This is a genomic window from Streptomyces sp. NPDC030245 (assembly GCF_055572995.1).
Window position 1 is genome coordinate 156536 of sequence record NZ_JBVICF010000012.1, and the last position, 23941, is coordinate 180476.

At 71.5% G+C, this 23941-nt stretch carries 23 protein-coding genes; 11 read left to right on the forward strand and 12 right to left on the reverse strand.

What is annotated here, in order from left to right:
* Positions 1-304: 304 nt before the first annotated feature.
* From ACZ4Z4_RS29570 to ACZ4Z4_RS29585, 4 genes are all read left to right on the forward strand, one after another.
* Positions 305-1315: a polyprenyl synthetase family protein gene (locus ACZ4Z4_RS29570; protein ID WP_468333917.1), complete on the forward strand. Its 1011-nt coding sequence runs from the start codon at positions 305-307 to the stop codon at positions 1313-1315.
* A gap of 242 nt (positions 1316-1557) precedes the next feature.
* A complete protein-coding gene (locus tag ACZ4Z4_RS29575) occupies positions 1558-2808 on the forward strand; it encodes a LolA family protein (RefSeq protein WP_468333920.1) in 1251 nt (416 codons plus the stop codon).
* 160 nt (positions 2809-2968) lie between these two features.
* A complete protein-coding gene (locus ACZ4Z4_RS29580) occupies positions 2969-3919 on the forward strand; it encodes an ABC transporter ATP-binding protein (protein WP_468334242.1) in 951 nt (316 codons plus the stop codon).
* Positions 3906-4817 (forward strand): ABC transporter permease, encoded by a 912-nt coding sequence (locus tag ACZ4Z4_RS29585; RefSeq protein WP_468333923.1) that lies wholly within the window; start codon positions 3906-3908, stop codon positions 4815-4817. The genes ACZ4Z4_RS29580 and ACZ4Z4_RS29585 overlap by 14 nt, the downstream gene beginning before the upstream one ends.
* A gap of 50 nt (positions 4818-4867) precedes the next feature.
* Here ACZ4Z4_RS29585 and ACZ4Z4_RS29590 read toward each other — a convergent pair whose 3' ends face one another.
* From ACZ4Z4_RS29590 to ACZ4Z4_RS29610, 5 genes are all read right to left on the reverse strand, one after another.
* Entirely contained in the window at positions 4868-5461 is a 594-nt protein-coding gene (locus ACZ4Z4_RS29590; RefSeq protein WP_468333926.1) for a flavodoxin family protein, read from the reverse strand.
* A gap of 87 nt (positions 5462-5548) precedes the next feature.
* Positions 5549-6493, reverse strand: coding sequence for a M28 family metallopeptidase (locus ACZ4Z4_RS29595; RefSeq protein ID WP_468333929.1), 945 nt, complete (start codon positions 6491-6493; stop codon positions 5549-5551).
* Positions 6494-6715: 222 nt separating this feature from the next.
* Complete coding sequence (locus ACZ4Z4_RS29600) at positions 6716-8161, reverse strand: hypothetical protein (protein ID WP_468333932.1); 1446 nt, start codon at positions 8159-8161, stop codon at positions 6716-6718.
* Between the two features lie 55 nt (positions 8162-8216).
* Positions 8217-8669 (reverse strand): VOC family protein, encoded by a 453-nt coding sequence (locus ACZ4Z4_RS29605; protein WP_468333935.1) that lies wholly within the window; start codon positions 8667-8669, stop codon positions 8217-8219.
* Between the two features lie 79 nt (positions 8670-8748).
* The gene (locus ACZ4Z4_RS29610) at positions 8749-9600 is read right to left on the reverse strand and encodes an AraC family transcriptional regulator (protein WP_468333938.1); all 852 of its coding nucleotides are present in this window, start codon (positions 9598-9600) and stop codon (positions 8749-8751) included.
* An 81-nt stretch (positions 9601-9681) separates the two neighbouring features.
* On the opposite strand from ACZ4Z4_RS29610, the gene ACZ4Z4_RS29615 reads away from it, so the two are divergent.
* A complete protein-coding gene (locus ACZ4Z4_RS29615) occupies positions 9682-10539 on the forward strand; it encodes an NAD(P)H-binding protein (RefSeq protein ID WP_468333941.1) in 858 nt (285 codons plus the stop codon).
* Positions 10540-10555: 16 nt separating this feature from the next.
* Here the strand turns inward: ACZ4Z4_RS29615 and rarD are convergent, their stop codons facing one another.
* Positions 10556-11539, reverse strand: a complete 984-nt coding sequence (gene rarD / locus ACZ4Z4_RS29620) for an EamA family transporter RarD (protein ID WP_468333944.1) — start codon at positions 11537-11539, stop codon at positions 10556-10558.
* Between the two features lie 139 nt (positions 11540-11678).
* Complete coding sequence (locus ACZ4Z4_RS29625; protein ID WP_468333947.1) at positions 11679-12539, reverse strand: SDR family oxidoreductase; 861 nt, start codon at positions 12537-12539, stop codon at positions 11679-11681.
* Between the two features lie 101 nt (positions 12540-12640).
* Between ACZ4Z4_RS29625 and ACZ4Z4_RS29630 the strand changes: the two genes are divergently transcribed.
* Positions 12641-13012 (forward strand): winged helix-turn-helix transcriptional regulator, encoded by a 372-nt coding sequence (locus ACZ4Z4_RS29630; protein ID WP_468333950.1) that lies wholly within the window; start codon positions 12641-12643, stop codon positions 13010-13012.
* A 37-nt stretch (positions 13013-13049) separates the two neighbouring features.
* On the opposite strand, the gene ACZ4Z4_RS29635 is transcribed toward ACZ4Z4_RS29630, so the two are convergent.
* The 5 genes from ACZ4Z4_RS29635 to ACZ4Z4_RS29655 all read right to left on the reverse strand — a co-directional run bounded on the left by ACZ4Z4_RS29635 (position 13050) and on the right by ACZ4Z4_RS29655 (position 20086).
* A complete protein-coding gene (locus tag ACZ4Z4_RS29635; RefSeq protein WP_468333953.1) occupies positions 13050-14141 on the reverse strand; it encodes a 2-oxoacid:ferredoxin oxidoreductase subunit beta in 1092 nt (363 codons plus the stop codon).
* The gene (locus tag ACZ4Z4_RS29640) at positions 14134-16065 is read right to left on the reverse strand and encodes a 2-oxoacid:acceptor oxidoreductase subunit alpha (RefSeq protein WP_468333956.1); all 1932 of its coding nucleotides are present in this window, start codon (positions 16063-16065) and stop codon (positions 14134-14136) included. Before ACZ4Z4_RS29640 ends, ACZ4Z4_RS29635 begins: the two co-directional genes overlap by 8 nt.
* A gap of 330 nt (positions 16066-16395) precedes the next feature.
* On the reverse strand, positions 16396-17067 hold the full coding sequence (locus ACZ4Z4_RS29645) for a LuxR C-terminal-related transcriptional regulator (protein WP_468333959.1): 672 nt from the start codon (positions 17065-17067) through the stop codon (positions 16396-16398).
* 331 nt (positions 17068-17398) lie between these two features.
* Positions 17399-18760 carry a sensor histidine kinase gene (locus ACZ4Z4_RS29650; protein WP_468333962.1) on the reverse strand — a complete coding sequence of 454 codons (1362 nt, stop codon included), beginning with the start codon at positions 18758-18760 and terminating at the stop codon, positions 17399-17401.
* Between the two features lie 153 nt (positions 18761-18913).
* Complete coding sequence (locus ACZ4Z4_RS29655) at positions 18914-20086, reverse strand: sensor histidine kinase (protein ID WP_468333965.1); 1173 nt, start codon at positions 20084-20086, stop codon at positions 18914-18916.
* A gap of 241 nt (positions 20087-20327) precedes the next feature.
* Here ACZ4Z4_RS29655 and ACZ4Z4_RS29660 point away from each other — a divergent pair, with 241 nt between their 5' ends.
* Genes ACZ4Z4_RS29660 through ACZ4Z4_RS29680 form a run of 5 tightly spaced genes read left to right on the forward strand, consistent with a single transcriptional unit; the run spans position 20328 to position 23932 of the window.
* Positions 20328-20717, forward strand: a complete 390-nt coding sequence (locus tag ACZ4Z4_RS29660; protein ID WP_055547887.1) for an NADH-quinone oxidoreductase subunit A — start codon at positions 20328-20330, stop codon at positions 20715-20717.
* A complete protein-coding gene (locus tag ACZ4Z4_RS29665; protein WP_468333968.1) occupies positions 20708-21379 on the forward strand; it encodes an NADH-quinone oxidoreductase subunit B in 672 nt (223 codons plus the stop codon). The genes ACZ4Z4_RS29660 and ACZ4Z4_RS29665 overlap by 10 nt, the downstream gene beginning before the upstream one ends.
* Complete coding sequence (locus ACZ4Z4_RS29670) at positions 21376-22407, forward strand: NADH-quinone oxidoreductase subunit C (RefSeq protein WP_468333971.1); 1032 nt, start codon at positions 21376-21378, stop codon at positions 22405-22407. The genes ACZ4Z4_RS29665 and ACZ4Z4_RS29670 overlap by 4 nt, the downstream gene beginning before the upstream one ends.
* Positions 22404-23372: a complex I subunit 1/NuoH family protein gene (locus ACZ4Z4_RS29675; protein ID WP_468333974.1), complete on the forward strand. Its 969-nt coding sequence runs from the start codon at positions 22404-22406 to the stop codon at positions 23370-23372. The genes ACZ4Z4_RS29670 and ACZ4Z4_RS29675 overlap by 4 nt, the downstream gene beginning before the upstream one ends.
* A gap of 2 nt (positions 23373-23374) precedes the next feature.
* Positions 23375-23932: a NuoI/complex I 23 kDa subunit family protein gene (locus ACZ4Z4_RS29680; RefSeq protein ID WP_468333977.1), complete on the forward strand. Its 558-nt coding sequence runs from the start codon at positions 23375-23377 to the stop codon at positions 23930-23932.
* Positions 23933-23941: the final 9 nt, after the last annotated feature.

The following is a 23941-nucleotide window of genomic DNA, read 5'->3' on the forward strand; positions in this document are numbered from 1 at the left end:
CGGTCGTTACGGTTCTTGCGGTGCAGGACGGTCTTCCCGGTCTTATGGGCTGATCAAGAACATACCGGTGAGCTTCGCGCGCCGCTCGGCCCGGTGTGCGAAGAGGGTGCGCGGAGCCCCGGGATCCGCTCCGACCAGCACGGCTGCGTGCGACGGGCGGGCAGGTGCTCGCCGTGATCGAAAGTCGACCGGATACGCTGACTTGAGTGATGGCAGCGACACATCGACAAACCCGTGTCATCGACCGAGATCCAATGATCGACCGAGTTGGCCATGTGATCGTCAGCAGACAGGAGAACCTCTCGTGACCGTCGTCGGGCCTTTTGGGCTGAGCGTGCGGGACCAGGCTCTCGAAGCCGATGTCCAGGTCGGATTGGCGGCTGTCGAGGAGGGACTGCTCGAAGCCACCAAGAGCGAGGTGCCCTTCATCACCGAGGCCGCCCAGCACCTGGTCCGTGCCGGGGGCAAGCGGTTCCGGCCGCTGCTCGTGATGCTCGCTGCCCAGTTCGGCGACCCCTACGCGCCGGGCGTCGTGCCCTCCGCCGTCGTGGTCGAGCTGACCCACCTCGCGACGCTGTACCACGACGACGTCATGGACGAGGCCGATGTGCGCCGCGGCGTCGCGAGCGCCAACCAGCGCTGGGGGAACTCCGTCGCCGTCCTGACCGGCGACTTCCTCTTCGCCCGCGCCTCGTACATCCTGGCCGACCTCGGCCCCGAGGCCGTCCGCATCCAGGCCGAGGCCTTCGAGCGGCTGGTCACCGGCCAGATCCTGGAGACCGCGGGGCCGTCCGAGGGCCGCGACCCGGTCGACCACTACCTCGACGTGCTCAGGGGCAAGACCGGCTCGCTGGTCGCCGTGGCCTGCCGGTTCGGCGCGATGATGTCCGGCGCGGACGAGACCGTCGTGGACGTCCTCACGCAGTACGGCGAGCGGCTCGGCGTCGCCTTCCAGCTCGCCGACGACGTGCTCGACATCGCCTCCGACTCGCACGAGTCCGGCAAGACGCCGGGCACGGACCTGCGCGAGGGCATCCCCACACTGCCGGTGCTCCGCCTGCGCGAGCGGGCCGCGCGGCTCGGCCTCGCCGAGGACGTCGCCCTGTGCGAGCTCCTCGACTCGGACCTCACGGACGACGCACGGCACGCGGAGGCTCTCTCCAGGCTGCGCGCGCACCCCGCCCTGGAACACGCGCGCAGGGACACGGTCAGCTACGCGGAGAGCGCGCGGGCCGCCCTGGGGCCGCTGCCGGAGGGCGACGCGAAGGCGTCGCTGACCGAGCTCTGCGACCTCGTGGTGCACCGGGCGGGCTGACTCGTCGACGTCGATCGGCGGTGCCACCCCCTACGGGACGGGGGAGGCGCCGCCGTTTCATGTCATCCCAGAGCAGTACATGGAGTTGCTTCCGGGGTCTGACGCTTCTTGGTGGCCGATTTGGTCGGATGGAGTCCACCGAGAACAACCACTCCTGACCCGTTCGGGTGAGAATGGCGGCACAGGGTGGACGAAGGAACGTACAGGGAAGGCCGCCGCCGACCACGGAGGTAAGGCAGACAATGGCACCGTACGAATCGGCGAAGGACACCAGCGAGGCCGCGGACCTGCGCGCCGGCCGCCGCAAGGCGGCCCGCTACGCGGTCCCGATCGCGGTGGCGGGGGTGGCGGCGGCGACGATCGGTCTCGTCCCGGCGCTCGCCACATCGGGCGACCCGGACCTGCCGAAGGTCACCGCACAGGAGCTCATCGAGAAGATCGCCGCGTCGGACACGCAGCACCTCTCCGGCAACGTCAAGATCAGCACCGACCTGGGCCTGCCGTCGTTCGGCGGCATGGCGGGCGGCTTCGGCGGCGGGGGCGGCGCGGACCGGGGCGAGGACGACGGCGACGGGAAGGGCTCAGCGGCCGACCCCAAGAACAAGCTGATGGAGCTGGCGTCCGGCACGCACACGCTGCGCGTCGCCGCCGACGGCCCCGACAAGCAGAAGGTGTCCGTCCTGGGCGACGCCTCCGAGTACAGCCTGATCCACAACGGCGACGACGTGTGGGCGTACGACAGCGCGTCGAACGAGGCCTACCACGCGAAGGACGAGGGCGCCTCTTCGGAGAAGGGCGAGAACCACGGCGCGGTGCCGAAGGGAGAGCTGCCCAGCACCCCGAAGGAGTTCGCCGAGCAGGCCCTGAAGGCCGTCGACGACACCACGTCCGTCAAGGTCGACGGCACCGCGCAGGTCGCGGGCCGCGACGCGTACCGCCTGGTGATCAAGCCGAAGGAGGCCGGTTCGACGGTCGGCCAGATCACCGTCGCGGTGGACGAGAAGACCGGCACCCCGCTCAAGTTCACCCTGACCCCGGCCTCCGGCGGCGCGGCCGTCGTCGACGCGGGCTTCACGAAGGTCGACTTCGACAAGCCGTCCGCGGCCACCTTCGACTTCACGCCGCCCAAGGGCACGAAGGTCACCGAGGCCGGCGAGCAGGGCGAGCGGGGCCACGACTTCAAGGACAAGGGCGGCAAGCAGTTCGACAAGGGCGACCTCAACGAACCCAGGATCATCGGGGAGGGCTGGAGCTCCATCGCCGAGCTGAAGCTGCCCGGTGGCCAGGGCCTGCCGACGGCCGGCTCCGGCGACGTCCCGCAGGACGCGCAGAAGCTGCTCGACTCGCTGGGCGACCAGGTCAACGGAGAGTTCGGCTCCGGCACGGTCTTCTCGACCCGCCTGATCAACGCCCTCGTCACCGACGACGGCACGGTCTACGTGGGCGCGGTCACGAAGGACGCGCTGGTGAAGGCGGCGAACGAGGCGCGCTAGCGGCGCGTACGGCATAAGGGAACGGGAACGGCGGATGGGAGGTGCCGGCCGGGCACCTTCCATCCGTCTCTTCGGAGAACGGGAGGACAGCGTGCCGGGCAACAGCGGCAGTTCGGAGGGCCCGGCAGGGCCGGAGGGCTCGGCAGGGCCACCGGCCCCGGTGGAGCACGTCATCGAGACGCGCGCGCTCACCAAGCGCTACGGAAAACACCTCGCCGTCGACCGGCTCGACCTCACCGTCCCGGAAGGCAGCGTCTTCGGCTTCCTCGGGCCGAACGGCTCGGGCAAGACGACGACGATCCGCATGCTGATGGGCCTCATCGAGCCGACCTCCGGGCACGCCCGGGTCCTCGGCCGCCCCATGCCGCGCGCCACGCGCACCGTCCTGCCGCACGTGGGCGCGCTGATCGAGGGCCCCGCCCTCTACGGCTTCCTGTCGGGCCGCGACAACCTCCTGCGGTACGACTCCGCCGACCCGACCGCCGACCCGCGCACCCGGAAGGCGCGGGCCGAGGCGGCGCTGGACCGGGTCGGGCTCACCGCGGCCGCCGGCAAGAAGGCGAAGGCGTACTCCCTCGGCATGAAGCAGCGGCTCGGGCTCGCGGCCGCGCTGCTCCAGCCGCGCAGGCTCCTGGTCCTCGACGAGCCGACGAACGGCCTCGACCCGCAGGGCATGCGCGAGATCCGTACCCTGGTGCGGGAGCTGGCCGCGGAGGGCACGACCGTCTTCCTCTCCTCGCATCTGCTCGACGAGATCGAGCAGGTCTGCACGCACGCGGCCGTGATGAACCAGGGCCGTCTCATCACCCAGGGGTCCGTCGCCGAGCTGGCGGCGGGCGCGCGGGGCAGGCTCGTCGTGACGACACCGGACACGGGCGAGGCGGCCCGGGTCCTGAAGGAGCAGGGCGTGACGGATCTCGTCTCCACGGAGGACCGTGTCACCGGCGAGCTGCCGGGTCAGGACGGGTCCGGGCAGGACGTGGAACTGGCCGAGCTGAACGCCGCGCTGGTCGGGGCGGGCGTGCGCGTCCGCGGCTTCGGGCTCGAACGTGCCTCTCTGGAGGACGCGTTCGTGGCGCTGACGGGGGAGGGTTTCGATGTCGCGGGCTGAGGTCGCCGAGGCCACGGACGCGTCGCGGGCGGATGCCCCGAGGCCGGGCGAGCAGCGCTGGTTCTGGACACTGGGTCTCTTCCGCAGCGAGCTCGGGATCACGTTCCGCCGCTGGCGGACCATCGCGCTGCTCGCGGTCCTCGCCGCCGTGCCGATCCTGGTGGGCATCGCGGTCAAGATCGAGACGAGCGACGGTTCCACGATCGGCGGGGGCGGCGACGAAGGCGGCCCCGCCTTCATCGCGCAGATCACCAACAACGGCCTGTTCCTGGTCTTCACCGCGCTCGCCGCGACCCTGCCGTTCTTCCTGCCGATGGCGATCGGCGTCGTCGCGGGGGACGCCGTCGCGGGTGAGGCGAGCGCGGGCACCCTGCGCTATCTGCTCGTCGCGCCCGCCGGGCGGACCCGGCTGCTCCTCGTGAAGTACGCGACCACGCTGACGTTCTGCCTGGTCGCGACCCTGGTCGTCGCCACGTCGGCGCTCGCCACCGGCGCGCTGCTCTTCCCGCTCGGCGAGGTCACGACGATCTCCGGCACCCGCATGAGCTTCGGCGAGGGGCTGCTGAGGGCCCTGCTGATCGCGCTCGTCGTCGCCGTGTCACTGATCGGTGTGGCGGCGCTCGGCCTGTTCGTCTCGACGCTCACCAGCAGCGGCATCGCGGCGATGGCGACGACGGTGGGGCTGCTGATCACGGTCCAGATCCTCGACCAGATCCCGCAGCTGCACGCCCTCCACCCGTACTTCTTCTCGCACTACTGGCTGTCCTTCGCCGACCTGATGCGCGAGCCGGTCTACTGGGACGACATCATCAAGAACCTCCAGATGCAGGGCCTGTACGCGGCCGTGTTCGGCTCGGCGGCCTGGGCGCGGTTCGGGGCGAAGGACGTGATGGCGTAGGCCGTCTCATGACACAGGCCGTACGACGGGTGGTCGCGCCCGCGGGGTGGTCAGTTGTCGTACGGGTAGCGGGCCGGCGGCGGGTCCTGCGCGAAGAACGTCTTGGCGCGGGCCATGGCCTCGGTGTCCTCCAGGACGTGGCCCGGCCGGGTGCCGTTGCCCAGCAGGACGCCGCCGAAGCGCATGGGGAAGAAGGCGGCGGTGTGGTTCAGCGTACCGATCAGCGGCTGCGCCACTTCTTCCTCGCGGTGCGCGAGCGCCGTCACGCCCCACAGGGTGCGGCCCTTGAGGGTCTCCTTGAAGTCGATCTCCGGGGTCTCCAGCCAGGCGTCCCAGTAGTCGAGGTAGCGCTTGACGGTGGCCGAGACCGAGTACCAGTACAGCGGTGAGGCGATGACGATGTCCGTCGCCTCCAGGGTGGCGTCCAGGAGCAGCGCTTCGTTGTCGCCGACGGGGCGGGGGCGGGCGCGCGGCCGTGTGTCGTCGTGCCGCTGGTCCTCGAAGTCGGGGAGCGGTACGTCGGCGAGGTTCACCCAGCGCTGCTCGACGTCCGGGGGCAGCTGCTCGGCGGCCTTGCGGGCCAGGATCTCGGTGTTGCCCTCGGGGCGGGCGCTGCCGAGGACGAAGAGGAACTTGCGGGTCATGGGATCCCCCTGGGGTCGCTTGCACACGGCGTTGCTTGCACGTGCACTATATGCACGCGCAAGCAACGCCGTCCAGGGGTGGATGATTTACGCGGACAGGCCCCACACCGCGTACGCGACCGCGTCGCTGTTGCGGTCGAGTGCCTTCTCGTCGATGTTCGACCCGCCGTCGCAGGACGAGTGGTAGCACTTGTCGAACGGCTCGCCCGCCGTGCCGCCCCACTTCTGGGCCTGCGCGGCCGACTTGGTGGTCTCGGCTCCGCTGGAGAGGCCGCCGACCGGGATGCCCGCCCGCTGGAACGGCGCGTGGTCGGAGCGCCCGTCGCCCTCGTCGTCCGGCTCCGTGGCGACGTCGACGCCCGCGTAGTAGTCCTTGAAGGTCTTCTCGATCGTGGGGTCGTCGTCGTAGACGAAGTAACCGGCGTTGGGGGAGCCGATCATGTCGAGGTTCAGATAGCCGCTGATCTTCGAACGGTCGGCGCCGGCCAGGCTGTCGACGTAGTGCGAGGAGCCGACCAGGCCGATCTCCTCGGCGCCCCACCAGGCGAACCGCAGGTGCTTGGTGGGCTTGTACTGCTCGCGGGCCACGGTGAGCGCGGTCTCCAGGACGGCGGCGGAGCCGGAGCCGTTGTCGTTGATGCCGGGCCCGTCGGAGACGCTGTCGAGGTGGGCGCCGGCCATGACGACCTGGCTCTCGTCGCCGCCCGGCCAGTCGGCGATCAGGTTGTACCCGGTCTCGCCGCCCGCGGTGAACTCCTGCACGGAGGTGGTGAATCCGGCGGCGTCGAGCTTCCTCTTCAGCTGGTCGACGGAGGCCTTGTACCCGGCGGTGCCGTGGGCCCGGTTGCCGCCGTTGGCGTCCGCGACGTCCTGGAGGTCGGTGAGGTGGGCCTTGACGGCGGCGACGGAGACGTCGGGCGCGGCGGCCGCTTTCGGCGCGGGCGCCGCGGTGGACACCGCGGTGGTGGTGAGGAGTGCGGCGACGGCTATGGAGGCGGCCGTGGCGGTACGTCGGGGCAGGGAGAGCTGCATGTGGGGGGCTCCGGTTTCAGTGATCCGGTGATTCGACACTTCGGTGCTTCGGTGCTTCGGTGCTTCGGTGACTCGGTGACTCCGGGATTCCGTGGGGGGAATGCGAACGTCCGCGCGGTGCGCGTGAGTTCGGAGTCGCCTGATGGTGCGTGGGTGGCTGAGGCGGCGTCAAGACCGCAGGGGCCGCCGGTGATTCGGGTGCAGGTCTGGTTGGCGGCTCGGTCACGGCCGTACGTGGACGGCCCACCCCGGGGCGTAGGTGTCGGGCACGGGGTGGCGGGGCCAGGAGCGGGCCCACTGCGGGGGGCCCGCCTCGCGCAGGACCAGGGCGGCGGGGAGGCGCGGGTCGTCCGGCTCGGCGGGCGCGCAGCCGGCCACGTACGCGACGGGGATCACGGTGGCGTTGCCGCGCAGGACGCACGGAGTACCGCCGGTTCCGGCCCCGACACCGTGGTCGTGCAGGACTCCGGCGATCCTCGCCCAGTCGCCGCGGGCGCCCGCCTGGATCCTGGCGTTCCCGTGGACGAGGGGGAACTGGACGGCGAGGTGCCCGGCGAGGACGACCCCGAGCGCGGCGAGCCCGACCCACGGCCGACGGGACGTACGGGCGGCCCCGACGAGGGTGAGCACGCCGAGGGCGGCGGCCGGGGCGAGCAGGGCGTGGGTGGGGAGGAGGAAGCGGGGGGCGGCGTAGGGGACGAGGAGGAGGTACGGCAGAGCGACGGCGAGCGCGGCGGCGATGGCCAGGAGACAGCTGGGGAGGGGGGCGGGGGTGAGGGGACGGTTCCCTCGGTCTGCGGCACGTACGCCCCGTACCCCCCGCGCGCTCCACAGCCCCACCCCCACCAGAACCGCCAGCAGCAGCCACCACTCCAGTGCGACAGGGCGGATGCCGTCGTCGGTGCAGGGGCGGCAGAGCAGGGGGCCGTCCATGACGGTGAGGTGGTGGGTCAGGGAGAGCAGGGGGCGCAGGTCCCCCTGCACCTCGCTCGCCTCCGTCAGCCGTTCGCCGACGCCGCCGAAGCGGACGTACGCCTCGACGATCCACGGCAGCGCACCCGCCGCGAGCCCGCCGAGCACCGCGAGCACCCGGCGCCGGGACCGCCAGCCCCGGACGCCGAGAGCGGCGACCAGCAGGAGTGCGCCCGCGGCGACGCCGTCGTTGGGGCGCATCAGCGTGGCGAGGGCGAGGCCGCCCGCGATCCCGGCGCAGGTGGCGGCGGAGTGCCGGGGCCACAGGAAGAGACCGACCGCCCCGACGGCGCCCATGGCGGTGTAGTGGTTGGGCATCGCGGCGCTCGCGTAGAACAGCGTGATCCACAGGCCGCCGTACAGCGCGGCGGCGACGGCGGCCGCCGACGGCCGGTGCAGGACGCGCAGCCAGGGACGGAACCCGAGGTAGAGCGCGGCCGTCGCGAGCAGCGTCAGCCACACCCTGAGCAGCACGACGGAGTCGCTCCAGGCCGCCACGGGCGCGATCAGGAACGGCACGCCCCGGGTGCGGGGCGCGCTGAACGGCGTGGCGGGGCCGTACGGAGAGTAACGGCTGGCGTAGACGATCTCGTCCCAGCCGAGGGGCAGGGTGAGCGGGACGAGGACGAGGGACAACAGGGCGAAGGCGCCGCAGACGGCGAGGAGGAGACGGTGGGCGCGCGGCTGCTCTGCCATCGTCCCAGCTTGCCAAAGACAGGCCTGCCGCCCCGCCTCGGCCACGCGGCGCCGCCTAGTGGACGCAGAACTCGTTGCCCTCCGGGTCCGTCATGAGCACCCACTCGCCGCCGGGCTCCTTGACGTGCCGTGCCACGGCGGCGCCCAGCCCTTCCAGTCGGCGCACCTCTTCGTCGCGGCGGCCCGGCCCGGTGTGCACGTCGAGGTGCAGCCGGTTCTTGCCGGTCTTGGCCTCGGGCACGCGCTGGAAGAGGATCCGGCGGCCCAGGCCGGTGCCGCTGGCCTCGTCGTACGGATCGTCGGGGTGCCGGACGGCGATGAGGTCGCGCCAGGCGCGGCGGCCGCGGAACTCGACCGTCGCGGCTTCGGGGACCGCGCCGAGGCCGAGCAGACGGTCGACGAGGGCGCTGTTGTCCTCGACCTCGTACCCCAACGTCTCGGCCCAGAAGGCCGCTTGGGCGTGCGGATCGGCGGCGTCGATGACCAGCTTCCAATGCAGGGTTGTCATGGTTGTCATGGTAACCAGTTATACCGGTTACCCGGTCGGGTCGTACCGGTTATCCGGTCAGGTCGTACCGGTCATCCGGTCAGGCCGCACGGGTGTGCGTCCGCGCGGCGGCGGCCCGGTAGCCGCTCGGGGCGATGCCCCGGATCCGCTTGAAGGCGTCGCTGAAGCCGAACCCGTCGGCGTACCCCACCTGCCCGGCCACCGCCGCGACCGTCGCACCCGGCTCGGCGAGGAGCTCGGCGGCGAGCGTCATCCGCCACTCGGTGAGGTACGCCATCGGGGGCTTGCCCACCAGATCGGTGAAGTTCCTGGCGAACGCCGCGCGCGACACCCCGCCGCGGGCGGCGAGCGCCGCCACCGTCCAGGGCCGGGCGGGCTCCTCGTGCATGGCGCGCAGGGCGGGACCGACGACGTCGTCGCCGAGCGCGCGGTACCAGGCGGGCGGGCAGGCGTCGGGCAGGTCGAACCACTCGCGCAGGGTGCAGGCCAGCATCCAGTCGAGCATCCGGTCCATCACGTACTGGCGCCCCGGCCGGTCGGCCGCCACCTCGGCGGCGATCAGCTCCACGATGGGCAGGCACTCCTCGCCGGACGGCACGACGAGCAGCGGGGGCAGCGCACTGATCAGCCGCCGCCCCGTCGACCGGTCCAACCGGTAGGAACCGGTGACCAGTTCGCACCCGGAGCCGCCCGGATCCATGGCGCCCAGCGTGAACGGCGCCGTCGTGCAGACGACGGCGGCGCCGCCCGCGCGCAGGGTCCGGGGTTCGCCGGGGCCCGCGGTGATCCGCGCCGCGCCGCGCACCACGGTGATCAGTTCGAGCGCCGCGCCGTCCGCGCACGCCACCTCCCAAGGGCCCGTCACCACCGTGCGGTTGAACAGTGCACCGTCCGCGCGCACGCCTCGCAGCAGATCTCCCAGAGCGTCCATGACGCCACGGTAGACGGATGCCCATCCCTCGGAGACGGCTGCCCATGTCTCCCGTAGAGGCAGGGCAGTTGGCTTGGACCCATGACGAACACAGCGCAGCAGACCTCGCCCAACCCCGCCTCCCCCGTCTTCGTCCTCGGCGCCACCGGCAAGACGGGCCGCCGCGTGGTGACCCGCCTCCGTGCTGCCGGGCACCCCGTGCGTGCCGCGTCCCGCAGCGCCGAGACGCCCTTCGACTGGACCGACCGCGCCACCTGGGCACCCGTACTGGACGGTGTGCGGGCCCTCTATCTGGTCGCCCCCGCCGACCCGGCGCCGATCGCCGACTTCGTCGCACAGGCGCGGGCCGCGGGCGTGCGGCGCTTCGTGGTCCTGTCGGGCCGCGGCGTCCAGATGTACGGCGACTCCTTCGAGCCCGGCATGGCCGAGGCCGAGCGCGTGGTGCGCGAGGCGGGCGTCGACTGGACCGTCATCCGCCCCAACAACTTCACGCAGAACTTCGACGAGGACCTCTTCCACGGCCCGCTGCTCGCCGGACGTCTCGCCCTGCCCGTCGGCGACGTGCCGGAACCCTTCATCGACGTGGACGACATCGCGGAGGTGGTGGCGGTGCTGCTGACCGAGGAGGGGCACACGCACCGTACGTACGAACTCGCGGGGCCGCGCGCGTTCTCCTTCAAGCAGGCGGTCGCCGAGATCGCCGAGGCGTCCGGCCGGCCGATGCGCTTCGAGCACGTCACGGCCGACCAGTACGTGGCCGAGCTGACCGCGGAGGGCGTCCCCGAGGAGGACGCCCGTGCGCTCGCCGACGTCTTCGTCTGGCTCGCCGAGGGCCACAACGCGGCGCTCACGACGGACGTCAGGGACATCCTCGGCCGGGAGCCGCGGGACTTCTCCGTGTACGTGGCGGAGCGGGCCGCGGCGGGCGCCTGGTCCTAGCCGGTCCGGGGCCTGCTCAGACGGCGGGCTCCCGCGCCTCACCGGCAGGGGCCCCGGCCACCGCGGCGGCCGCCCTGGCGGCCGCCACCCGCGCCGCGTTCCGCCGGGCCGTGCGCAGCGCGTCCCAGGTCAGCAGGGAGAGCGCAAGCCAGACGAGGCCGAAGCCCGCCCACCGCTCGGGCGGCATCGCCTCGTGGAAGTACAGGATGCCGAGCAGGAACTGGAAGACCGGCGCCAGGTACTGGAGCAGCCCCAACGTGGAGAGCGGCACCCGGATCGCCGCGGCCCCGAAGCAGACCAGGGGAGCGGCGGTCACCACACCGGTGGCCGCGAGCAGCGCCGCGTGCCCGGCGCCCTCCGTGCCGAACACGATGTCGCCCTGCGTGGCGAGCCACACCAGATAGCCGACGGCGGGCAGGAACTGCACGGCGGTCTCCGCGGCGAGCGACTCCAGGCCGCCGAGGTTGACCTTCTTCTTCACCAGGCCGTACGTCGCGAAGGTGAAGGCGAGACAGAGGGAGATCCACGGCGGCCTGCCGTACCCGAACGCGAGCACGAGGACCGCCGCGAACCCCACGCCGACCGCCGCCCACTGCACCGGCCGCAGCCGCTCGCCGAGCAGCAGGACGCCCATGGCGATGGTGACCAGCGGGTTGATGAAGTAGCCGAGGGACGCCTCGACGACGTGGCCCGAGTTCACGGACCAGATGTAGACGCCCCAGTTGACGGTGATGACCGCCGCGGCGACCGCCACCAGGCCGAGCCTGCGCGGCTGGCGCAGCAGCTCGCGGGCCCAGCCCCAGCGTCGTACGAAGAGCAGCGCGACGCCGACGACCACGAGCGACCAGGCCATCCGGTGGGCGAGGATCTCGACGGCGCCGGCGGGTTTCAGGAGCGGCCAGAAGAGCGGGACCAGGCCCCACATCCCGTAGGCGGCGAAGCCGTTCAGCAGTCCGACGCGCTGCTCGCTCCCCGGCTTCCCGGCTGCTCCGCTGTCCACGGCCCCTCCTTCGTGCACGGCAGCCCGTGCTGCCCCACTGAAGGTAGCGCCGGGAACCCTCGGCTGTCATGCCCGTTCCACGGTGACGCTCGTGACGCTCGCGGCGGCGCCCCGGGGCGCTCTTGACGCCCGGCCGGGCTCAGCCCCGGAGCGCCGCGGACACCGCGTCCGCGAGCGGGGTGGTGGGCCGGCCGATCAGCTTTGCCAGCTCCCCGCTGGTCCCCGCCAGGCGCCCCCGCGCGACGGCCGCGTCCACGTCGACGAGGATCGCCGCCATCGGCTCGGGCACCCCGGCGCCGGTCAGCACGGCGAGGTGCTGCTCGGCGGGCACGTTCGCGTACGAGATGTCCTTGCCGGTCTGCGCCGCGATCTCGGCGGCGTACTCGGGGAAGCTCCATGCGACGTCGCCGCTCAGCTCGTAGACCTTGCCCTCGTGGCCCTCGCCGGTCAGCACGGCGACGGCGGCCGCGGCGTAGTCGGCGCGGGCGGCGGAGGCGACGCGGCCGTCGCCCGCGGAGGCGACGACGGCGCCGTGCTCCAGGACCGGGGCGAGGTGCTCGGTGTAGTTCTCGTGGTACCAGCCGTTGCGCAGGAAGGTGTAGGGCAGGCCGGAGTCGAGGATCAGCTCCTCGGTCGCCTTGTGCTCGGCCGCCAGGTCGAAGTCGGCGTCGGGGCCGCCGAGGACGCCCGTGTACGCGAGCAGCGCCACGCCCGCCTCGCGCGCGGCGTCGACGACCGCGCGGTGCTGCGGCACGCGCCGGCCGATCTCGCTGCCGGAGATCAGCAGGACGCGGTCGCCCGCGGCGAAGGCGCCGCGCAGGGTCTCGGGGGCGCTGTAGTCCGCCACGCGCAGCTCGACGCCGCGCTCGGCGAGGTCGGCGGCCTTGTCCTTGTCGCGTACGACGGCCGCGATGTCCCCGGCGGGGACCCGGGCGGCGAGCAGCCCCTCGATGACGAGACGGCCGAGGTGTCCGGTGGCTCCGGTGACGACGATGCTCATGTCTGGTTGCTCCTGTTAGATCCGGTGAAATGCGGTATGACACTCACCCTAGGGGCAGCGCTAACTTTCCGTAAGTACCCACTTTGAAGTAAGGTACTGGCATGGACGTAAGTACGTGGAACGTCGTCGGCGAGGAGATGTGCCCCCACCGCCTCGTCCTGGAGCACGTGACGAGCCGCTGGGGCGTCCTCGTCCTGCTCGCCCTGGAGGACCGTTCGTACCGGTTCAGCGAGCTGCGCCGGGAGATCGGCCGCGTCAGCGAGAAGATGCTGGCCCAGACCTTGCAGACCCTGGAGCGCGACGGCCTGGTGCACCGCGACGCCAAGCCGGTCATCCCGCCCCGCGTCGACTACTCCCTCACGGAGCTCGGCCGCGAGGCCGCCGAGCAGGTGCGGGCCCTGGCGGCCTGGACGGACCGGCGCATGGACGACGTGCAGAAGGCGCGCGCGGCATACGACGAGGCCCGGTCCTGAAAGGTCAGGACCGGGCCTCGCAACCGAGCGGGTCGGGCTAGCCGACGACCGTCCAGGTGTCGCCGCCCGCGAGCAGCGCGGCGAGGTCGCCCTTGCCGTCTCTCTCGATGGCGGTGTCGAGCTGGTCGGCCATGAGGGTGTCGTAGACCGGCCGTTCGACGTTGCGCAGGACGCCGATCGGGGTGTGGTGCAGGGTGTCGGGGTCGGCGAGCCGGGACAGGGCGAAGGCGGTGGTCGGTGACGTGGCGTGCGCGTCGTGGACCAGGATGTCGCCTTCGTTCTCCGGGGTGACGGTGACGACCTTGAGGTCGCCGGTCACCGTGTCGCGCACGACGCCCTTGGAGCCGTCGGCGCCGAAGCGGATGGGCTGCCCGTGCTCCAGGCGGATCACCGCCTCCTCGGCCTGCTGCTTGTCCTTGAGGACCTCGAAGGCGCCGTCGTTGAAGATGTTGCAGTTCTGGTAGATCTCCACCAGCGCGGTGCCGGGGTGCGCGGCGGCCTCGCGCAGCACCGAGGTGAGGTGCTTGCGGTCGGAGTCCACGGTGCGGGCCACGAAGGAGGCCTCGGCGCCGATCGCGAGGGAGACCGGGTTGAAGGGCGCGTCGAGCGACCCCATCGGCGTCGACTTGGTGATCTTGCCGACCTCGGAGGTCGGGGAGTACTGGCCCTTGGTGAGGCCGTAGATCCGGTTGTTGAACAGCAGGATCTTCAGGTTCACGTTGCGGCGCAGGGCGTGGATGAGGTGGTTGCCGCCGATGGACAGCGCGTCGCCGTCACCGGTGACCACCCATACGCTCAAGTCCCGCCGCGAGGAGGCGAGGCCGGTGGCGATGGCCGGGGCGCGGCCGTGGATGGAGTGCATCCCGTACGTATTCATGTAGTACGGGAAGCGGGAGGAGCAGCCGATGCCCGAGACGAAGACGATGTTCTCCTTCGCCAGGCCGAGCTCGGGCATGAAGCCCTGCACCGCCGCCAGCACGGCGTAGTCACCGCAGCCGGGACACCAGCGCACCTCCTGGTCGGACTTGAAGTCCTTCATGGACTGCTGTGCCTCGGCCTTGGGCACCAGGGAAAGCGCTTCGATCGTGCTCCCGGTCCCCGCCGGACCGGCCGTTTTCGTGTCAGCCATCGATGGTCTCCTTGAGAGCCGTGGCGAGCTGCTCGGCCTTGAAGGGCATGCCATTGACCTGGTTGTACGAGACCGCGTCCACCAGATACTTCGCGCGGATCAGCGTGGCGAGCTGACCGAGGTTCATCTCGGGGATCACCACCTTGTCGTAACGCGCGAGGATGTCGCCCAGATTCCGCGGCAGCGGGTTGAGATGGCGCAGATGGGCCTGCGCGATCGAGTCGCCCGCGGCGCGCAGTCTGCGCACCGCCGCGGTGATCGGCCCGTACGTCGAACCCCAGCCGAGGACGAGGGTGTCGGCGTTCCCGCTCGGGTCCTCGACCTCCAGGTCGGGCACGGCGATGCCGTCGACCTTGGCCTGCCGGGTGCGGACCATGAAGTCGTGGTTGGCCGGGTCGTAGGAGATGTTGCCCGTGCCGTCCTGCTTCTCGATGCCGCCGATGCGGTGCTCCAGGCCCGGCGTGCCCGGGATCGCCCACGGGCGGGCCAGGGTCTGCGGATCGCGCTTGTAGGGCCAGAAGACCTCGGTGCCGTCGGCCTCGGTGTGGTTGGTCCCGGAGGCGAACTGCACCCGCAGATCCGGGAGTTCATCGATCTCGGGGATGCGCCACGGCTCGCTGCCGTTGGCCAGATAGCCGTCGCTCAGCAGGAAGACCGGCGTGCGGTAGGTGAGCGCGATGCGGGCCGCCTCCAGCGCCGCGTCGAAGCAGTCCGCCGGGGTCTTCGGCGCCACGATCGGCACCGGCGCCTCGCCGTTGCGCCCGAACATCGCCTGGAGCAGGTCGGCCTGCTCGGTCTTGGTCGGCAGCCCCGTGCTCGGCCCGCCGCGCTGGATGTCCACGACCAGCAGCGGCAGTTCCAGCGAGACCGCAAGACCGATGGTCTCCGACTTCAGCGCCACACCCGGACCCGACGTCGTGGTCACCGCCAGCGACCCGCCGAACGCCGCGCCCAGCGCCGCGCCGATCCCCGCGATCTCGTCCTCGGCCTGGAAGGTGCGCACGCCGAAGTTCTTGTGCCGGGACAGCTCGTGCAGGATGTCCGAGGCCGGCGTGATGGGGTACGACCCGAGGTACAGCGGCAGGTCCGCCTGCCGGCCCGCCGCGATCAGACCGTACGACAGGGCGAGGTTGCCGGAGATGTTGCGGTAGGTGCCGGTCGCGAACGCCTGTGCGGCCGGAGCCACTTCGTAGGAGACCGCGAAGTCCTCGGTGGTCTCGCCGAAGTTCCACCCCGCGTGGAACGCCGCGATGTTCGCCTCGGCGATCTCGGGCTTCTTGGCGAACTTGGTCCGCAGGAACTTCTCGGTCCCCTCGGTCGGCCGGTGGTACATCCACGACAGCAGACCCAGCGCGAACATGTTCTTCGAGCGCCCGGCGTCCTTGCGGGAGAGGTCGAAGTCCTTCAGCGCCTCCACCGTCAGCGTGGTCAGCGGCACCGGGTGCACGCTGTAGCCGTCCAGGGAGCCGTCCTCCAGCGGCGAGGTGGCGTAACCCACCTTCTGCATCGCACGCTTGGAGAATTCATCGGTATTGACGATGACCTCCGCGCCGCGCGGCACGTCGCCGATGTTCGCCTTCAGCGCCGCCGGGTTCATCGCCACCAGTACGTTCGGCGCGTCACCCGGGGTCAGGATGTCGTGGTCGGCGAAGTGCAGCTGGAAGGAGGAGACACCCGGCAGGGTGCCGGCGGGTGCGCGGATCTCGGCGGGGAAGTTCGGCAGCGTCGACAGGTCGTTGCCGAAAGAAGCGGTCTCCGAAGTGAACCGGTCGCCCGTGAGCTGCATGCCGTCGCCGGAGTCACCCGCGAAGCGGATGATGACCCGGTCCAGACGGCGTACACCTTTGTCACCTGCGGGCTTGCGTTGTCCTCCGACGACTGCCCCGTCGGCCTGCTCGGCTTGGCTACTGACCTGGCTGGTCACTGAACTGGACCTCCCTCGAGGCGACTGTGCGGAATCGCCGGGACGACCGGCGCTCCCAAGGTCCACCCTACGTCTGTAAGGGTCGCCTTCCTGGGGTTGCTCGCATTCTGGATGCGTTTCTGAGACGCCGTGTTGTACTGGTTTGCCATGGTTTGCCTCGCCCCCCGGTCCTCCATGGATGACGCTCCCCGCCTCTGGTTCCAGGACTTGCCTTGACCGACACCGCCGCGCTCGTGACTCTCTGTGTTCACCCCTGTTCATACCTGCCCGGGCCGGAGGGGCACTCGATTCCGGGTGCCGTCCGACGTCATCCGGCAGGGTGTCAGCTGTTCAGGAGTTGAGATAGGTGAGGACCGCGAGCACGCGACGGTGATCCCCGTCACTCTGTGACAGGCCGAGCTTCAGGAAGATGTTGCTCACGTGCTTCTCGACGGCGCCGTCGCTCACCACGAGCTGCCGGGCCACCGCCGAGTTCGTCCGTCCTTCGGCCATCAGGCCGAGTACCTCGCGCTCCCGCGGTGTAAGCCCCGCCAGGACGTCCTGTTTGCGGCTGCGGCCCAGCAGCTGCGCCACGACCTCCGGGTCGAGCGCCGTGCCGCCCTCCGCCACCCGCACCACCGCGTCGACGAACTCCCGCACCTCGGCGACCCGGTCCTTGAGCAGATAGCCCACACCGCGGCTCGAACCGGCGAGCAGCTCGGTGGCGTACTGCTCCTCCACGTACTGCGAAAGGACCAGGACCCCGAGGTCGGGGTACTGGGCGCGCAGATACACCGCGGCGCGCACGCCCTCGTCGGTGTGGGTCGGCGGCATCCGCACATCGGCGACGACCACGTCCGGCAGGGCGTCCTGCGCGGCGAACTCGGTGATCGTCTTGATCAGCGCGTCGGCATCACCCACACCGGCGACCACGTCGTGCCCGCGGTCGGTCAGCAACCGGGTCAGGCCCTCCCGGAGCAGCACTGAATCCTCGGCGATGACCACCCGCACTTTGTCCTCCATTTTTTGGCCCCCCGGCACTTTTGCCCCCCGGCGCACTGGTCCGGCAGCGCGCTCGTCCGACCCGTGTCGGTCCGACAGCGGTCGCGTCGGCCGAACATCTCGGCACCTCAGTATCGCGCGATCCGCCGCCGACCACCGGACCGCTCACCAGACTGCCGCGACTTGGACGGCTGGAGGACACACGGGCGCCCCGGCTCGGGGGGTGAGCCGGGGCGGTGTGGGGCGGGGGTGGCGTGGTGCCGGGGGTGCTGGGGACCCAGTGGCGGTGTGGGTGTCGGTGCCGGTGGTGGTCTCGGGGCGGAGGCCGGTTGCCGACCGGTATCGGTCAGCGTCAGGCCTTGCGCCACGGCAGTTCCGCCGTGACCGTCGTCGGGCCGCCCACCGGCGAGTCGACGACCAGGATCCCGTCGACCGCGTCGAGCCGCTCCGCGAGCCCCGAGAGACCGGAGCCCGCCGACACGTCGGCGCCCCCCGCCCCGTTGTCGGTCACCTGGAGCATCAGCCGGTCCTCGGCCCGCCAGACGTCGACACTCGCGGCGTCGGCCCGGCTGTGCTTGCTGATGTTCTGCAACAGCTCGGAGACCGTGAAGTACGCGATGCCCTCGATGGCCGGCGCCGGGCGGCTCGTCAGGTCCACCTCCACCTGGACCGGCACCGTGCAACGGGCGGCCAGCGAGGAGAGCGCGGCGTCCAGGCCGCGGTCGGTGAGGACGGCCGGATGGATGCCGCGGGCCAGGTCGCGCAGCTCCTGGAGCGCGACCTTCACCTCGCCGTGCGCCTCGTCCACCATGCGCGCCGCCGCCTCCGGGTCCTCGGCCAGCTTCTCCTTGGCGAGCCCCAGATCCATGGCGAGGGCGACCAGACGGGCCTGCGCCCCGTCGTGCAGATCGCGCTCGATGCGGCGCAGGTCGGCGGCGGCGGTGTCCACGACGACACCGCGGTCCGACTCCAGCTCGACGACGCGGGTCGCGAGCCGCGAGGGGCCGAGCAGCCCGAACACCATGACGCGGTCCACGGTCGTCAGGGCCCGCAGGATCCACGGCGTGGCCAGCGTGATGAGGAGACCGGTCGCGGCCGTGATGGTGAGCTCGAACGGGTTGTCGAGGTAGATGCGGTGGCCGTCGTCGCCGCCGTAGAGCTGGATGCCGTCCTGCCCCGCGTACATCGGGAAGACCCAGAACCAGAGCGGATACGTCAGCATCAGCCAGCCGTACGACCAGAACACCACCGCCACCGTGAACGAGAACAGCGACCACGGCAGCATCAGCAGCGAGTACAGCACATGCCGCCAGGACGCGCCGCTCTTCAGGACGGCACCCATGAGCGCCAGCAGGCCGCCGCCCTTGGGCCGCAGCGGCTCCGGCGGCGCGATCTCCAGACCGAGCAGCCCGCGCGCCCGTGTCCGCTCCAGGGCGCCGATGCCGCGGCAGCCGGCCAGCCCCGCCGCCAGCACCGGGATGCCGATGAAGGTGATCAGGAGGCCCGCGCCGAGCGAGAGCATCGTGATGGCGAAGACGAAGGCCGTGATGCCGATCGGCAGGCTCAGCAGGGTGTAGCCGAACTCCCGCCAGGTGCGTGCCTCGACGGGGGCGCGCAGCCCGGCGGGCAGGCGGTGGCGCCGCTCCTCGACGTCGGAGCCCCGGAATTCCGGCCGGTCCATCCGCGCGTACCCCTGTCCGTAGTCCGTGGCCATCGCTGCCGTCCGTTTCTGCGTCTGCGTCCGTGTGTGCGAGTCGCGGGTTGCGGGTCCGTACTCGGGGCGCTCGGTGGCGCCCTGGTTACAGACTCGTCGACGCGGCCGCTCGCGACCATGGAGCGGGTCGGCGTCTTCCACCGGGGGTTTTCCCTACCCCACGCGGTCCCGCCACGGCAGTTCCGCGGTGATCGTCGTCGGCCCGCCCTGCGGGGAGTCGATCACGAAGAGCCCGTCCACGGCGCCGAGCCGGTCCGCGAGCCCCGCCATGCCCGTCCCGCCGTCGAACCGCGCACCGCCGCGCCCGTCGTCCCACACCTGGATGAGCAGCCGGTCCTCCGAACGCCAGACCTCGACGCTCGCGGACTTCGCCCCGCTGTGCTTGCTGATGTTCTGCAACAGCTCGGAGACCGTGAAGTACGCGATGCCCTCGATCGCGGCCGCCGGGCGCGCCGGAAGCTCGGCGGTCACCTTCACCGGGACCGTGCAGCGCGAGGCCACCGAGGAGAGCGCGGCGTTCAGGCCGCGGTCGGTGAGGACGGCCGGATGGATGCCGCGGGCCAGGTCGCGCAGTTCCTGAAGGGCCAGCTTCACCTCGCCGTGCGCCTCGTCGACCATCGAGGCCGCGGCGTCCGGGTCCTCCAGGAGCTTCTCCTTGGCGAGGCCGAGCCCCATGGCGAGGGCGACCAGGCGGGCCTGCGCCCCGTCGTGCAGATCGCGCTCGATGCGGCGCAGGTCGGCGGCGGCGGTGTCCACCACCACGCCCCGGTCGGACTCCAGTTCGGCGATGCGCCGCTCCAACTCGTCGGAGGGCGACAGCAGCCCGCGCACCATCGCCCGGTCGGCGTTGGTGAGGCCGCGCACGATGAAGGGCAGCACCGGCCAGAGCACGAAGAGCCCGGTGAGGGTGATCGCGAAGGTCACCACGCCCCACGGCAGCCGGATGAACGCGTACAGCATGGTGCGCCAGCCCACCGGGTCCTTCAGGTTCGCCCACAGCCGCCCGAGGAACCCCTGCCCGCGGTGGCCCGGCATCGGACTCGGCTCGTCGATCCGGACGCCGAGCAGCTTTCTGGCCCGCCCCCGTTCGGCCCTGCCGATGAGGCGGGCGCCGAGCAGCCCCATCGCGAGCAGCGGCAGACCGACCACCGTCACCGTCAGGCCGGCGCCCAGGGCCAGCACGGTCACCGCGTAGACGAAGCCGACGATCCCCAGCGGCAGGTTCACCAGGAGGTGTGCGATCTCCTTCCAGGTGTGCCGGTCGTACGCGAAGCGCGCGGGCGGCGGCCGGTCGTCGTCATGCGGAGGCGTGGTGCGTGCGGTCATACGCGCTAGGGTGCCCGGCCCGCCGCCGCGACGCCATGAGGGGGTCCGCCGGGGCAGCCGGGGGATAACCCCACCCCGGCCGGACCATTGCGTGACGCTCTGCTTACTGAACCTTTAGCAGGCCCTAGACTCCCGTGCGTACAGATCGTCGAAACAGTTCGTCGAAACAGCTCGCCGAAACAGATCGGCGCAAAGGGTCGGGGTCAGGGAGTGAAGGACGGTCAGGGAGTGAGGGAGTGACGTGCACGTGACGAACGTCGCGGCAAGCTACTACCAGTCGTACTCCGTCGTCGGACTGCTCGCCGTCGTGGGCGTGCTGTTCGTCGCCGTGGCCTTCGGCGCGGGGCGGCTGCTGCGCCCGGTGGTGCCGACCCCGGAGAAACTCCTGACGTACGAGTGCGGCGTCGACCCCGTCGGCGAGGGCTGGGCCCACACCCAGGTCCGCTACTACGTCTACGCGTTCCTCTACGTGATCTTCGCCGTCGACTCGATCTTCCTCTTCCCCTGGGCGACGGTCTTCGCCGCGCCCGGCTACGGCGCGACCACACTCGTGGAGATGTTCATCTTCCTCGGCTTCCTCGCCGTGGGCCTGCTGTACGCATACAAGAAGGGCGTCCTGACGTGGACGTGACCCCGGAGACCGAAGGGCGGCCGCGGCCCGTGCTGCTTCCCGAGCCGAAGAGGCTGGGCGCGCTCGCCCGCCTCGCCCCCGAGCCGATGAAGGTGGTCCTCAACTGGGGCCGCCGGTACTCCCTCTGGGTCTTCAACTTCGGCCTCGCCTGCTGCGCCATCGAATTCATCGCCGCGTCCATGGCGCGCCACGACTTCATCCGGCTCGGCGTCATCCCCTTCGCGCCCGGCCCGCGCCAGGCCGACCTGATGGTCGTCTCCGGCACGGTCACGGACAAGATGGCACCCGCGGTGAAGCGCCTGTACGAACAGATGCCCGAACCGAAGTACGTCATCTCCTTCGGCGCCTGCTCCAACTGCGGCGGCCCCTACTGGGACTCGTACTCCGTGACGAAGGGCGTCGACCAGATCATCCCGGTCGACGTGTACGTCCCCGGCTGCCCGCCCCGCCCCGAGGCGCTCCTCCAGGGCATCCTCAAACTCCAGGAGAAGATCGCACGGGAGTCGCTGGGGGAGCGGTACGGGAACGGTTCCGGCCCCGGCAACGGTTCCGGCCCCGGCAACGGTTCCGGCCCCGGCAATGGTTCTGGTGCCCGTCCCTCGGCGACCGCGCTCCGGAGCGGCCTGGTGAAGGCGCCCGCGCCGGGGGAGGGCCAGGCATGACCGGCTGGCTGCCGAGCCCCGTCGAGGAGCTCTTCGGCGCGGAGGCGACGGCCGACGAGTCGTACGACGTACTCACCGTCGACGTCCCCCCGGCCGCCTGGACCACCGCCCTGGAAACCGCCCGCACCACCCTGGCCTGCACCTACTTCGACTGGCTGAGCGCGGTCGACGAGCCGGGCACCGGCTTCAGGGTGGCCGCCCACGTCGTGGCGCTCTCTCCCGTACGCCGCCTCCTGCTCCGCACGACGGTCGCGCACGACGCCCCGGTGCTCGCCTCCGCGGTCGACGTCTACGCGGGCGCGGCCTGGCACGAGCGCGAGACGCACGAAATGTTCGGCGTGACCTTCGAGGGCCATCCCGGGCTGACCCCGCTGCTCCTGCCCGACAGCTTCGAGGGCCACCCCCTGCGCAAGGACTTCGTGCTCGCGGCCCGCGTCGCGAAGGCCTGGCCGGGCGCCAAGGAGCCGGGGGAGTCCGAGCACGGCGGCCCCAAACGCCGCCAGATGCTGCCCCCCGGCGTGCCCGACCCGAACGAATGGGGCCCTCTGAAGGGCCAGCTCCCCCCGGCTCCGGCACGCCCGGCGCGCGGGGCGGGCCGCGCCGGAGCCGCCGGGGCGGCGGGCCGCGCCGCGGGCGAACGCCCCGTGCGACGGACCCGCAGCGTGAGCGAGGGCTCCGCCAGCCAGGCCGCCGCGTCGGCGCCCCCGGCGGAGAACACCCCGGCCACGCCCGTCGAACGGGAGACGCCGCCGACCCGCCCCCCGAGGCGTGCGCGCAGCGCGAGCCAGGGCTCGGCGTCGCAGCGGGCGCAGGCTGCACCTGATGCCGCAGCGCCGACCGGTGCCGCAGCTTCGACTGAAGCGGAACCGGAGGCTCCGCGCAGCTCCGACGCTCCCTGGCACCACGCCCGCCCGGCGTTCGACACCACGAAGCAGCCCGAGCCGGAGCCCGAGCCCAAGCCCGAGCCGGAGAACCCCCGTACCTCTGGAGACACCGGGGACACCGAAGACACTGGAGGGAACGAGTGAACGACGCCCTCGACGTCGCCCTGCGCCTCGTCATCGTCTTCGCGGCGTTCCTGGTCCTGCCCCTCGTCGTCGGCCAGACCGAGCACAAGGTGATGGCCCACATGCAGGGCCGCCTCGGCCCCATGCACGCGGGTGGTTTCCACGGGTGGGCCCAACTCGTCGCCGACGGCGTGAAGTTCGCCCAGAAGGAAGACGTCGTCCCGGCCAGGGCCGACCGCCGCGTCTTCCAGCTGGCACCCGCCATCGCCCTCCTCCCGTACCTCCTCGTCCTGGTCGCGATCCCGATCGGCCCCGGTGAGGGCGCGGTCGGCGAGGTCGTCGACGCGGGCATCTTCTTCGTGCTCGCGGTGATGGGCGTCGGCGTACTCGGCTCGCTCATGGCGGGCTGGGCCAGCGCCAACAAGTTCTCCCTCCTCGGCGGCCTCCGCACCGCCGCCCAGCTCCTCGCGTACGAACTGCCGATGCTCCTCGCCGCCGCCTCCGTCGCGATGGCCGCGGGCACGGTCTCACTGCCCGGCATCGTCGACGCGTTCGAGTGGTGGTGGCTGCCCTGGCAGATCGTCGGCGCCCTCGTCTTCTTCGTCGCGGGCCTCGCCGAACTCCAGCGCCCGCCCTTCGACATGCCCGTCGCCGACTCCGAGATCATCTTCGGCGCCTACACCGAGTACACCGGTCTGCGCTTCGCCCTCTTCCTCCTCGCCGAGTACGCCGGAATCGTCGTCCTGTGCGGCCTGACCACCGTCCTTTTCCTGGGCGGCTGGCACGGCCCATGGGGTGCCGACGGGCTCGGCTGGGTCTGGACCCTGCTGAAGACGGCAGTGCTCGCCTTCGCCGTCATCTGGCTGCGCGTCAGCTACCCCCGTCTCCGCGAGGACCAGCTCCAGAAGCTCGCCTGGACCCTCCTCGTCCCGCTCGCCCTCGCGCAGATCGCGCTCACCGGCATCGTGAAGGTGGCGATCTCCTAACCATGTCCCCCATCCCCGGATCCGGCCTGGCCAAGGGCCTCGCCGTCACCCTCCGCACGATGACGAAGAAGACCGTCACCGAGCAGTACCCCGAGCACCAGCCCGAACTGCCGCCCCGCACCCGGGGCGTCATCGGCCTGTTCGAGGAGAACTGCACGGTCTGCATGCTGTGCGCCCGCGAGTGCCCCGACTGGTGCATCTACATCGACTCCCACAAGGAGACGGTCCCGCCCGCCGCCCCCGGCGGCCGCGAGCGCAGCCGCAACGTCCTCGACCGCTTCGCCATCGACTTCGCCCTCTGCATGTACTGCGGCATCTGCATCGAGGTCTGCCCCTTCGACGCGCTCTTCTGGTCGCCGGAGTTCGAGTACGCCGAGACCGACATCCACGAACTCACCCACGAGCGCGACAAGCTCCGCGAGTGGATGTGGACGGTCCCCGCCCCGCCCGCCCTGGACACCGGCGCCGAGGAGCCGAAGGAGCTCGCCGCCGCCCGCAAGACCGCGGACAAACTGGCCTCGGCCGTCGCGGAGCCCGAGACGAAGGGCGAGGAGTCGTGAACAAGGTCG

Bases quoted from the DNA above. Each gene is read 5' to 3' on its own strand.
- ACZ4Z4_RS29610 (WP_468333938.1), bottom strand. From the start codon at position 9,600: ATGGACGCTCTGGGAGATCTGCTGCGAGGCGTGCGCGCGGACGGTGCA.
- ACZ4Z4_RS29680 (WP_468333977.1), top strand. From the start codon at position 23,375: ATGTCCCCCATCCCCGGATCCGGCCTGGCCAAGGGCCTCGCCGTCACC.
- ACZ4Z4_RS29655 (WP_468333965.1), bottom strand. From the start codon at position 20,086: ATGACCGCACGCACCACGCCTCCGCATGACGACGACCGGCCGCCGCCC.
- ACZ4Z4_RS29670 (WP_468333971.1), top strand. From the start codon at position 21,376: ATGACCGGCTGGCTGCCGAGCCCCGTCGAGGAGCTCTTCGGCGCGGAG.
- ACZ4Z4_RS29615 (WP_468333941.1), top strand. From the start codon at position 9,682: ATGACGAACACAGCGCAGCAGACCTCGCCCAACCCCGCCTCCCCCGTC.
- ACZ4Z4_RS29575 (WP_468333920.1), top strand. From the start codon at position 1,558: ATGGCACCGTACGAATCGGCGAAGGACACCAGCGAGGCCGCGGACCTG.
- ACZ4Z4_RS29590 (WP_468333926.1), bottom strand. From the start codon at position 5,461: ATGACCCGCAAGTTCCTCTTCGTCCTCGGCAGCGCCCGCCCCGAGGGC.
- ACZ4Z4_RS29630 (WP_468333950.1), top strand. From the start codon at position 12,641: ATGGACGTAAGTACGTGGAACGTCGTCGGCGAGGAGATGTGCCCCCAC.
- ACZ4Z4_RS29635 (WP_468333953.1), bottom strand. From the start codon at position 14,141: ATGGCTGACACGAAAACGGCCGGTCCGGCGGGGACCGGGAGCACGATC.
- ACZ4Z4_RS29650 (WP_468333962.1), bottom strand. From the start codon at position 18,760: ATGGCCACGGACTACGGACAGGGGTACGCGCGGATGGACCGGCCGGAA.
- ACZ4Z4_RS29595 (WP_468333929.1), bottom strand. From the start codon at position 6,493: ATGCAGCTCTCCCTGCCCCGACGTACCGCCACGGCCGCCTCCATAGCC.
- ACZ4Z4_RS29625 (WP_468333947.1), bottom strand. From the start codon at position 12,539: ATGAGCATCGTCGTCACCGGAGCCACCGGACACCTCGGCCGTCTCGTC.
- ACZ4Z4_RS29645 (WP_468333959.1), bottom strand. From the start codon at position 17,067: ATGGAGGACAAAGTGCGGGTGGTCATCGCCGAGGATTCAGTGCTGCTC.
- ACZ4Z4_RS29585 (WP_468333923.1), top strand. From the start codon at position 3,906: ATGTCGCGGGCTGAGGTCGCCGAGGCCACGGACGCGTCGCGGGCGGAT.
- ACZ4Z4_RS29605 (WP_468333935.1), bottom strand. From the start codon at position 8,669: ATGACAACCCTGCATTGGAAGCTGGTCATCGACGCCGCCGATCCGCAC.
- ACZ4Z4_RS29600 (WP_468333932.1), bottom strand. From the start codon at position 8,161: ATGGCAGAGCAGCCGCGCGCCCACCGTCTCCTCCTCGCCGTCTGCGGC.